Genomic DNA, 10,086 nt, shown 5'->3' with positions numbered 1-10,086 from the left:
CCAGCCGGGACTCGGCGGGCAAGTCACCGCCCGCCAATACACCGGCGCCGGACTGGCCGTCGTCATCCGAGGGCTGGCCCGCTTCCGAGGTGAGGGCGGCACGAGCCGAATGCAGCGCGCTGCTGAAGGGACTGGCCGTCGAGTACGAACCGCTCGAACCGATCGGCAAGAAAGGCGGCTGCGGCGCGCCGGCACCCATCTCCCTCACGCGTGTCGATGGCGTGAAATTGAATCCGGCCGCCACCGTCAACTGCGACCTCGCGGCCTCTCTCCACGAGTGGGTGACCGTCACCGTGCAGCCGGCAGCCAAGCGCCGGCTCAAGACTCAAGTCACCGAAGTCCGTGCTGCCGCGTCCTATGTCTGCCGGCGCCGCAACAATTCATCACGCGGCAAGCTGTCGGAGCACGGGCGGGCCAATGCGCTCGACATGTCGGGGTTCTCATTCGCGAAGTCCGATGCGTCCATGAAGGTTGGCGGCGGCGGCTGGGGCGGCGGAATTCTCAAGTCCATCGGGCTGTCGAAGGATGGCTCGTTCCTGGACGATATCCGAAAGGGCGCCTGCACGCCTTTCACGACCGTGCTGGGACCGGGTTCCGACCGCTACCACGGCGACCATTTCCATGTGGACGTGCTGCGCCGCAAGGGAGACTACCGGATCTGCAAGTGAGCCCTGCGGCGCCACCCCGTTGCGCGGAAGCGTCAAGTCTTGTTATGCATCCGTCATGACAAACCGCCCTGACACCGCCCCCGCTTTTCCTGCCACCCGCATGCGCCGCAACCGCCGCACCCCATGGTCGCGGGCGCTGGTGCGGGAGAACACCTTGACCGCCCATGACCTGATCTGGCCGGTCTTCGTGATCGAAGGCCAGAACCGCACGGAAGCCGTCGCCTCCATGCCGGGCGTCACGCGCTATTCGGTAGACCTGCTGGTGGGCAAGGTCGAGGAAGCGGCCGAACTTGGTATCCCGGCGGTGGCGCTTTTCCCGAACACGCCCGCCTCGCTCCGCACGGTGGATGCGCGCGAGGCGTTCAACCCGGACAACCTCGTGTGCCAGGCGGTGCGGGCCATTCGCAAGGCCGTGCCCGACATCGGCATCATGTGCGACGTGGCGCTCGACCCTTATACCAGCCACGGCCACGATGGGCTGATGGAAGGGTCGGACATTCTCAACGACGCGACGCTCGACGCGCTGGTGAAGCAGTCCCTCGTCCAGGCGGAAGCCGGCTGCGATATCATCGCGCCCTCCGACATGATGGATGGCCGCATCGGCCGCATACGATCGGCGCTCGAGGCCAATGGCCTTCAGCATGTGCAGATCATGTCCTACAGCGCCAAATATGCGTCGGGCTTCTATGGACCATTCCGCGATGCCGTGGGTTCGTCGGGAACGCTCGTTGGCGACAAGCGCACCTACCAGATGGACCCCGCCAACACTGACGAGGCCATCCGCGAGGTGGCGCTGGACTTGGCGGAAGGCGCCGACATGGTGATGGTGAAGCCGGGCCTGCCCTATCTCGACATCGTGGCCCGCGTGAAGGACACCTTCAAGGTGCCGACCTTCGCTTATCAGGTGTCCGGCGAATACGCGATGATCATGGCCGCATGCAACAACGGCTGGCTCGATCCCAAGAAGGTAATCCCGGAGGCACTGATGGCCTTCAAGCGAGCGGGGGCCGATGGCGTACTCACTTACTTTGCCGTAGAGGTCGCGAAGTCGCTGAAAGCCTGATTCCGCGACTTGCGATGCCCCAAAAGCGGGATTGATGAAACCGGCTGACCTGTTAACCTCCCGTTGAGGATTCCGGAGCGGGCCTTACAATGGGAGGACGGCATGGCACTTACAGTCTTGTATGCATACTTTGGTGTGCATGTGATTTCAGGCAACGAACTCGTCAACATCGACTACAGCGTCACCGATAACGATCCAAGCGACAGTCCGTTCTTCTGGGGTCAGACGCCACCAGACAGTGTCGAATACATTCTCAATGGCAATGACCACATCAACATTGATGCCAGTACGTTCGACAACAATTTCGTGAACGCCGGCGCTGGCATGGACATGGTGTTCGGCGGGTCTGGCAAAGATACGGTCTATGGCAGCCTGGGCGATGATGTCCTCGCTGGCAACGCCGGCAACGATATCCTCGACGGTGGAGCGGGCGACGACGACATATCGGGCGGCAATGGCGCTGACTTTCTGTACGGATGGCTCGGCAGCGACGGGCTGGACGGCGGCACGGGCAATGATCAACTCTATGGCGATGTCGGCGACGACAGCTTGAACGGCGGCGACGGCAATGACCGCGTCTATGGCGGTACCGGGAGCGACCAGATCGACGGCGGACTTGGCAATGACGACATCCGCGGTAACCTGGACAACGATTCCATTTTTGGCAACGACGGGGACGACAGCATTCGTGGCGGTTCCGGCGACGATGAAATGAACGGTGGCCTTGGCATCGACGTCATTCGCGGCAATACCGGATCGGATTATATCTTTGGCGACGCTGGCAATGACGATCTCCGCGGTGGCGACGGCAACGACGAGATCGAGGGCGGGCTTGGCGCCGACATCATGCGGGGCGGCTGGGGTCGCGACGCATTCTACTATGCCGAAGCCGCAGATACCGGCAAGACGGCTGCCACCCGCGACATCATCGCCGACTTCGATCACGGCTCGGACAAGATCGACGTCTACGACGTCGACGGTAACACAGCACTGGCGGGCGACCAGGCCTTCGCATTGACGGCAGCCAATGGCACTGGCGCATTTACCGCGGCGGGCCAGATTCGTTTCCTGGCCTCGGGCACCGGCGTGCTGATCCAGTTCAATACCGGTGGCACATTGGCCGCCGACCTCGTGATCGAAATCGAGAATGACGTGGTCGGGAACTGGTCACTCGACGATTTCTGGGTCTGATACACAAACCAAGACGCGCGGCGGCTGCGGCCGCCGCGCGTCCTATTTCCTGTCGAGGTTCTGGAACCGCGCGATGAGGCTCGACGTGTCCCAGCGGCCGCCGCCAAGTTTTTGTACCTCGGCATAGAACTGGTCGACGAGCGCCGTCACGGGAAGCGGCGCACCGTTGCGGCGGGACTCGTCGAGGCAAATCCCTAAGTCCTTGCGCATCCAGTCGGCGGCGAAACCGAAGTCGAACTTGCCGGCGATCATGGTCTTGTGGCGGTTCTCCATCTGCCACGAACCCGCCGCTCCCTTGGAAATGACGTCGACCACCGCCTCCATGTCGAGGCCCGCCTTCATGCCGAAATTGACCGCTTCCGCGAGGCCCTGGACCAGGCCTGCGATGGCAATCTGGTTGCACATCTTTGCCAGTTGGCCCGAGCCAGCAGGCCCCAGCAGTTTCCGCATCTTGGAAAAGTGCACGATCAGCGGTTCGGCTTTCGCGTAGTCCGCATCATCGCCGCCGCACATGACGGTGAGGGCGCCATTCTCGGCCCCCGCCTGCCCGCCCGACACCGGCGCATCGACAAAACCCAGGCCCTTCGCCTTGGCGATGCCGTGAAGTTCTCGGGCCACATTGGCGGATGCCGTGGTGTGGTCGACGAAGACCGCGCCGGGCTTCATCGTGTGGAAGACGCCCTCGGGGCCAATCGTCACCTGCCGCAGGTCGTCGTCGTTGCCCACGCAGGCGAAGACGAAGTCGGCACCGCTGGCCGCCTCGGCGGGCGTGTCGGCAGACGAGCCCTTGAAACTCTCGACCCATTTTGCAGCCTTGGCAGCGGTACGGTTATAGACCGTCACATCAAGTCCGCCGCGGCTCACAAGGTGACCCGCCATCGGGTAGCCCATGACTCCCAGTCCGATCCACGCCACGCGCATTCCGCCACTCCTTGCAATTGATGAGTCCTCGTAGGCCATCGACTGTCGAGAATCAATTCCGGACAGCCGTTCATCCGGCTTGCACGGCGCGGCAAAAGCGGCATTATGAGAAGGTTAACTGTTTGCCGGAGTCCGGATTCTTGAGCATCGAGCGGCGGAACTTTCCCCAGTTCTTCATCACCGCCCCGTCGCCCTGCCCGTACCTGCCGGGCCGGGTGGAGCGCAAGGTATTCACGCATCTGGTCGGACAGGATGCGCGCAGCCTCAACACCCAATTGAGCCAGGGCGGATTCCGCCGCAGCCAGAACATTGCCTACCGGCCGGCCTGCGACGGCTGCGCCTCCTGCGTCTCGGTGCGGGTGCCGGTGAACACCTTCGACCTCAATCGCAGTTTCCGCCGCAACCTGAAGATCAATGCCGATGTCGACAGCACGGTCATCAAGAGCCAGGCGACATCGGAACACTATTCACTGTTCCGCTCCTATATCGACTCCCGCCACAGCGACGGCGGCATGGCTGACATGACGGTTCTGGATTTCTCGGCCATGGTCGACGACAATTTCGTCGACAGCCGGCTGGTCGAATACCGGGTGCGGAGCGATATCAACGAACGCGGACGGCTGGTCGCGTCGGTCCTGATCGATGTGCTGGGAGACGGCATTTCGATGATCTACAGCTTCTATGATCCCGACGAGGCCAGGCGCAGCCTTGGGACCTTCATGATCCTCGACAACATGGCGCGGGTGAAACGCCTGGGCCTTCCCTACCTCTATCTCGGCTACTGGGTGCGCGGGTCCCGCAAGATGGACTACAAGGCGAAGTTCCTGCCGCAGGAACGCCTCACCGCCGATGGCTGGAGACTCCACCGCGAGGCGCAGGACTAACACTTTCTTCATCTTTCGCCGATGAAGTTGCGTAGCGTAATCCTTTTTCGGGTTATACGTCGTTCAACGATTGACGTAGCGACAGAAATTCGCTTGTCTCCGAGACAGGCCACCGTGTCTACAGGGAATCATGGATCGAACGAAGCAGCCCTCTCCTCAACAGATCCGAATTGCCTTTCTGGTTACTGCTGTCGGGGGACTCCTCTTCACATTCGACCTGCCCTTGCTCCGCCTCTCGCTGGCCGACCAGTGGACAATGGTTTTCACGCGCGGCGTCTTCCTGTTCCTCGCCATTGCTGGTGCGTGGCTGATGGCGCGCCTCTTGAAGGGAGACCGAACTCCCTTCATTGCCGGCGCCGCGGGACTGGCGGTGATCTGCAGCAGCACCATCGGGAACATGGCCTACATTGGTGCAATCGTTCACACGAATGCGGCGAACGTCGTTTTCATCATCGCGCTCACGCCTGTCATCGCCGCCACCCTGTCGCGCAGCGTGCTCGGCGAGCGTATCCATCCGTTCACCTGGGCCGCAACGGTCATGGCGTTCCTGGGTGCTGCGATCATTGCCTGGGACGGGATACATTCGGGCGACGTGCTCGGCGATGCGCTGGCCTTCATATCCGCATGTTCCTCGGCAACCGCCTTCACCATCATCAGGGCATCGGGCAAGAAGGTCGCCACATGCCTTGCTGTGGGCAGCCTCGTCTCGGCCCTGATCGCGCTGATTTTCTTCGGGGTGATGCCATCCCTTCTTCTGGCGGATGGCGCTTTCGGCCTGCCGGCCTGGTTCTGGCTCGGCCTCAACGGTTTCATTGCCATTCCCCTGGCAACCGTCCTGCTGGCGAGCGGCCCACGCGTGCTGCCGTCAGCGGATGTGAGCATGTTCTTCATGCTGGAAACAGTGCTCACCCCCGTGTGGATATGGCTTCTGTTCGGCGAAGTGCCAGGCCGGATGGTGTTGATCGGAGGGCTTCTCGTGATTGTCACCCTCATGGCGCACAGCTGGTGGCGGCTGGCGCTTTCGGTCAAGCAGCAACCAGAACTTGTGCCCAATAGGCAAACTTGACGCAATCGCCTTCAACGTTAATTCGATTGACGTTACGTACACGTTAATTCAAAACTAATCTTGTGTCGGTTAACTTCGTTCCGGGGTTCGCTGTTTCGGCAGAGCCGTGGGACCGGCTGGCAGCACGCGACATGTACCGCATGAAGGGTGCATGGGAATGAGTGATGGGGCAAGTCGTATGTATGCGTTGAATGTTGGACTGCAGGGTGTTCAGCCGCTTGGCGCTGAGACCGGGCTGGCCGATCCCTTGAAGACTGTCACGGCGATTTCGGCCCTGATCCAGTCTGGTGCGGAGATGGGCCTGACCTTTCAGACCTCCTCGGATTTCGCCGAACTGGCGCGCCTGCGCAAACGCCTGCGTGACAGCGACGTCTCGCCCATGTTCGACCCGCAGGCGTCGCGCAGCCTGTCGGAACGTGCATTCTGGATGAGCGTGACAGATGCCGGCGGCAAGGTCGTCGGGCTTCAGGCTTTCCGGCTCGACGATGCCGATCCCAATCTCGCCGAATGGGTGCTGGGCTGGATGATGGGGCTCTACGCTCGCCGCCACGAAATGATCGTGCCGCGGGGCATGATGCCGCCGGAGCATTCGCTCTCGCATCTCATCCGCGGCCGGGTCGTCTATCACGGCGAACTGTGGATCGACAAACACGCGAAGGGTTGTTTTCCCGTATTCCCACGGATCGGAATGCTTCTCGCCATGGTGAAATGGCAGCCAGAAGGCATATGGGCGCTCACCGGACAGTCGATGGCCACGCGAGGCCACATGGTCCGCATGGGCTATGGTCATCTGGAACAAAGTTTCCTGACCTGGGAATGGGAGCCCGACGGTGCGGAGAAGGCCGAATGGATCGGCATTGCGCTCCGCCGTCATCTCGAGTTCTCGATCGCGGAGATGGCCTCTACAGAGGCGATATATCAACCTTAGCCAGTTCGGTGACGACGCGGACGGCCTTCTTGTTGCGGCCAAGCTTCAGGGGAAGAACCACGCGCTGATAGGGCACCCACACCACGTCGCCATTCGACGAGGCCATGGCGGCATAGATGTGGTCGTAGTGCGGCTCACCCGTGCGGCTTACTTCCGGATAGATGCGGCTCACTGCCTGGTCATAGGAATGACCCGTCAAGCACGGGTATGACACGGGGTTCATGCCCCAGAGCTTGGCGATGGTCGACTGCGCGCCGACGCGGGCCACGCGGAACTTGTGCGAAGACGGATCGAACATGCAGTCGATCGAATGATCCTCGTCGATGGCGTTTTCGTTCAGCGCTTTCTGCAGGAGCATCGGAACATCCTCGCGGTTGCCGGCTGCGTCCTGGATATATACCGTCTGCGAGAGATGTACGTCGCTCTTGTGGATCAGCTGGTGGATGCGGTCCGCGGCCTCCCAGGCGTGGTCAAAGCGTTCATTGAACCAGCCTGCCGAATTATACTGGAGCTGGAATGGACCGATGGCGCCGTGTATCCACTCCATCACAAAGTAGAGCGATGCCCAGTTGGCGGAGAACATAGCCCATCGGACAGTTGTTCCGGTGTCATTCTCGATGATCTTGACGTAGCCTTCGCGGTGCAGGAGCGAGCGTTCGTCCATCGGCTTTCCGTCCGCTGCCTCCGGCGGCGGCTGCATCTTGCCATGTGCGACCCAGTGAACACCCGCGGCCATCAAAATTCCTGTTTTTTCCCGCTTCCCAGGTTGAATGATCAGCAAGGAAAATAGACGACGGAGAGATAACGACGGATTAACGTATCGGGCATCTTATGTAACATATCTTCAATCGAGAGTTACCTTGTAGCGTGTGATCGCAACGGCAGATACGATGATCAACGTCAGGGCCAACACGGCGAGTTCTTCCGACAGCTGGCCCGGACTTGCAGCCTTCAACATCAGTCCACGGACGATCCTGAGGAAATGCGTGACCGGGAGCACTTCGCCGATGGCCTGCGCCCAGCCCGGCATTCCCCTGAAGGGGAAGGCAAAGCCCGACAGCAGGATCGACGGCATCAGGAAGAAGAACGACATCTGCATGGCCTGCAACTGGTTCTGCGCGATGGTCGAGAATGTAAATCCGATGGCGAGGTTCACCGTGATGAACAACAATGTCGCGACGGCGAACATGGCGAAGCTACCCTCAAAGGGCACGCCAAACAGCAGCCGCGCCGCCGCCAGCACAACCGCGACCTGCATTCCCCCGATGAAAATGTAAGGCGCGATCTTGCCGGCCATCACCTCGATGGGCCGCACCGGCATGGCCAGTAGATTTTCCATCGTGCCACGCTCGCGTTCGCGCGTGACCGCGAGTGCGGTCATCATCACAAGCGTCATCGTGAGTATGATGCCAAGCAGGCCGGGCACGATGTTGTAGCGGGTGATGCCTTCCGGGTTGTATCGCCGATGCAGAACGACATCGACCGGGCTTGTGCCTTGCCTGTAGGTGGAAAGCGGGCCTGTCAGTTCGCGCGCCAACGCCTGCGAGACGGCCTGATTCACGGCACCCACCGCTGGTCCGGTGGTTGCGGGGTCGGTCGCGTCTGCCGCGACGGAGAGTTGCGCCTTCTCGTGGCGTACCAGCTTTCGCGTGAAGTCTGGCGGGATGGTAATCACGAACTGCACTTCGCCGCGCTGCAGAAGCTCGTCGGCCTCCTGTTCGGTCGACGCCAGCTTCACCACCGTGAAGTAGCCCGTGTTGCCAATCGCACTCACGAGACTCCGCGACAGAGTGGAATGTTCGGAGACCAGAACGGCGGTCGGCAAGGCCTTGGGATCGGCGTTGATGGCGAATCCGAAGAGGACGAGCTGCATCACCGGCACACCGAACATCATGGCAAAAGTCAGCCTGTCGCGCCGGAGTTGCAGCGCCTCCTTCACGATGATGGCCCAGAACCGGCTGAGAAAGCCCATGCCCGTCACGCGGCCAGCGCATTGTCTTGCGCCTGTCCCATGAGGTGAATGAAGACATCCTCAAGCGTCGGCTCTGCTTCCTCCCAAGTCAGCCCCTCGCGCCGGTAGGGTTCCACCGCACGGGCGAGCGCCGTCGGGTCAGGGCTGCAGACATGGAGCGTGGTGCCGAAGGCAGCAGCAGCCGTGATGCCTGGTGCATCGCGGAGCTGGGGTGCGAGCCGGTCGGCGCCGGGGCCTGTCGCCACCATGGCATGAAGGCCCGACTGCGTGATGATCTCCTGCGTGGTGCCCCGTGCCATGAGCTTTCCATAGGCGATGTACGCGATCTCGTGGCAACGCTCGGCTTCGTCCATGTAGTGGGTGGAGACCAGAACGGTGATGCCCTGCGCGGCGAGCGCGTGAATCTCGTCCCAGAAGGCGCGGCGGGCCTTGGGGTCGACACCGGCGGTCGGTTCATCAAGCAGGAGAAGCTTCGGCTCATGCAGGACGCAGGCGGCCAACGCCAAACGCTGTTTCCATCCGCCGGAGAGAGAACCCGTGAGCTGATGCTGACGGGTGGCCAGCCCCAGGCGGTCCAGCGATTCATCAACACGGCGGCGCAAGTCCCTGAGGCGATAGAGTCGTCCCACGAATTCCAGATTCTCGCGGATGGTGAGATCCTCGTAGAGACCGAAGCGCTGGGTCATGTAGCCTGCCTGAACCTTCACCGCGTCGCGCTCCGTGATGATGTCGTGGCCAAGGCAGGTGCCAGAGCCGGCATCGGGGGTCAGCAGTCCGCAGATCATGCGGAGCGTCGTTGTCTTGCCCGATCCGTTCGGCCCCAGAAAGCCGCAGATGCGGCCTGGCATGATGGTGAGGTCGACGTTGTCCACCACAGTGCGGGAGCCATAGATCTTGACCAGTCCCTTGACGTCGATGGCAGGTTTCGTCACTGCAGCTTCTCCACTTCGATGGGGAGGCCGGGGCGCAACTTCGAGTCGATGCTGTCGGGTTTGGCTTCGACAAGGAACACGAGCTTGGCGCGGGCACCTTCCGAATAAATGACGGGCGGCGTGTATTCCGGGATGGATGCCACGCTGGTGATGGTCGCCGTTCGCGTCTCGCCGCATCCGTCGCAACGGTAACGGACCTGCGTACCGGGGGCGGCCAGCGCCACAGCAGCTTCGGGCACGAAGAAGCGCAGCGTTATGTTGCCGTCACTCAGGAGGGAAACGACCGGCTGGCCCGCCGCCACCCATTCGCCCGCCTCGAAGAAGACGTCCTCCACCTTCGCCGCCTTGGGAGCCGCGGGCGAAAGGTCGGCGAGTTTGCGGCGCGCCACATCGGCCAGGGCCTTGGCCTCGTCAAAGCGTGATGCGGCGGCCTCGATTTCAGCCGGCCGCGCGGGCAGTCC

11 protein-coding genes are annotated in these 10,086 nt (G+C 61.9%); 6 read left to right on the top strand and 5 right to left on the bottom strand.

What is annotated here, in order from left to right; all coding sequences use genetic code 11:
* The 3 genes from ACEW8Q_RS15770 to ACEW8Q_RS15760 form a co-directional block, all read left to right on the top strand.
* Positions 1-668, top strand: a 668-nt coding sequence (locus tag ACEW8Q_RS15770) for an extensin family protein (RefSeq protein ID WP_373505010.1), incomplete at its 5' end; no start/stop codon positions are given.
* Positions 669-723: 55 nt separating this feature from the next.
* Entirely contained in the window at positions 724-1,731 is a 1,008-nt protein-coding gene (gene hemB / locus ACEW8Q_RS15765; RefSeq protein ID WP_373505009.1) for a porphobilinogen synthase, read from the top strand.
* 102 nt (positions 1,732-1,833) lie between these two features.
* The gene (locus tag ACEW8Q_RS15760) at positions 1,834-2,922 is read left to right on the top strand and encodes a calcium-binding protein (protein ID WP_373505008.1); all 1,089 of its coding nucleotides are present in this window, start codon (positions 1,834-1,836) and stop codon (positions 2,920-2,922) included.
* A gap of 42 nt (positions 2,923-2,964) precedes the next feature.
* On the opposite strand, the gene ACEW8Q_RS15755 is transcribed toward ACEW8Q_RS15760, so the two are convergent.
* Positions 2,965-3,843, bottom strand: coding sequence for an NAD(P)-dependent oxidoreductase (locus ACEW8Q_RS15755; RefSeq protein WP_373505007.1), 879 nt, complete (start codon positions 3,841-3,843; stop codon positions 2,965-2,967).
* A 140-nt stretch (positions 3,844-3,983) separates the two neighbouring features.
* On the opposite strand from ACEW8Q_RS15755, the gene ACEW8Q_RS15750 reads away from it, so the two are divergent.
* The 3 genes from ACEW8Q_RS15750 (at position 3,984) to ACEW8Q_RS15740 (ending at position 6,721) form a co-directional block, all read left to right on the top strand.
* Positions 3,984-4,727, top strand: coding sequence for an arginyltransferase (locus ACEW8Q_RS15750; protein ID WP_373505006.1), 744 nt, complete (start codon positions 3,984-3,986; stop codon positions 4,725-4,727).
* Positions 4,728-4,857: 130 nt separating this feature from the next.
* A complete protein-coding gene (locus ACEW8Q_RS15745; protein WP_373505005.1) occupies positions 4,858-5,793 on the top strand; it encodes a DMT family transporter in 936 nt (311 codons plus the stop codon).
* Positions 5,794-5,971: 178 nt separating this feature from the next.
* Positions 5,972-6,721, top strand: a complete 750-nt coding sequence (locus ACEW8Q_RS15740) for a hypothetical protein (protein WP_373505004.1) — start codon at positions 5,972-5,974, stop codon at positions 6,719-6,721.
* Here ACEW8Q_RS15740 and ACEW8Q_RS15735 read toward each other — a convergent pair.
* The 4 genes from ACEW8Q_RS15735 to ACEW8Q_RS15720 all read right to left on the bottom strand — a co-directional run.
* The gene (locus ACEW8Q_RS15735; protein ID WP_373505003.1) at positions 6,696-7,457 is read right to left on the bottom strand and encodes a hypothetical protein; all 762 of its coding nucleotides are present in this window, start codon (positions 7,455-7,457) and stop codon (positions 6,696-6,698) included. The two genes, ACEW8Q_RS15740 and ACEW8Q_RS15735, sit on opposite strands and share 26 nt — an antisense overlap.
* 108 nt (positions 7,458-7,565) lie before the next feature.
* A complete protein-coding gene (locus ACEW8Q_RS15730; RefSeq protein ID WP_373505002.1) occupies positions 7,566-8,693 on the bottom strand; it encodes an ABC transporter permease in 1,128 nt (375 codons plus the stop codon).
* A 5-nt stretch (positions 8,694-8,698) separates the two neighbouring features.
* Complete coding sequence (locus ACEW8Q_RS15725) at positions 8,699-9,625, bottom strand: ABC transporter ATP-binding protein (RefSeq protein WP_373505001.1); 927 nt, start codon at positions 9,623-9,625, stop codon at positions 8,699-8,701.
* Positions 9,622-10,086, bottom strand: a 465-nt coding sequence (locus ACEW8Q_RS15720; RefSeq protein ID WP_373505000.1) for an HlyD family efflux transporter periplasmic adaptor subunit, incomplete at its 5' end; no start/stop codon positions are given. The genes ACEW8Q_RS15725 and ACEW8Q_RS15720, both read right to left, overlap by 4 nt.

This window comes from Aestuariivirga sp., assembly GCF_041738905.1.
Lineage (GTDB): Bacteria > Pseudomonadota > Alphaproteobacteria > Rhizobiales > Aestuariivirgaceae > Aestuariivirga.
The sequence above is the reverse complement of the archived record's forward strand: the minus strand, read 5'-3'. Positions and strand labels throughout refer to the sequence as shown.

What these genes read in the sequence shown, in the direction of transcription:
- ACEW8Q_RS15730 (WP_373505002.1), bottom strand. Translation starts at nt 8,693, where the DNA reads ATGGGCTTTCTCAGCCGGTTCTGGGCCATCATCGTGAAGGAGGCGCTG.
- ACEW8Q_RS15735 (WP_373505003.1), bottom strand. Translation starts at nt 7,457, where the DNA reads ATGGCCGCGGGTGTTCACTGGGTCGCACATGGCAAGATGCAGCCGCCG.
- hemB (WP_373505009.1), top strand. Translation starts at nt 724, where the DNA reads ATGACAAACCGCCCTGACACCGCCCCCGCTTTTCCTGCCACCCGCATG.
- ACEW8Q_RS15760 (WP_373505008.1), top strand. Translation starts at nt 1,834, where the DNA reads ATGGCACTTACAGTCTTGTATGCATACTTTGGTGTGCATGTGATTTCA.
- ACEW8Q_RS15755 (WP_373505007.1), bottom strand. Translation starts at nt 3,843, where the DNA reads ATGCGCGTGGCGTGGATCGGACTGGGAGTCATGGGCTACCCGATGGCG.
- ACEW8Q_RS15740 (WP_373505004.1), top strand. Translation starts at nt 5,972, where the DNA reads ATGTATGCGTTGAATGTTGGACTGCAGGGTGTTCAGCCGCTTGGCGCT.
- ACEW8Q_RS15745 (WP_373505005.1), top strand. Translation starts at nt 4,858, where the DNA reads ATGGATCGAACGAAGCAGCCCTCTCCTCAACAGATCCGAATTGCCTTT.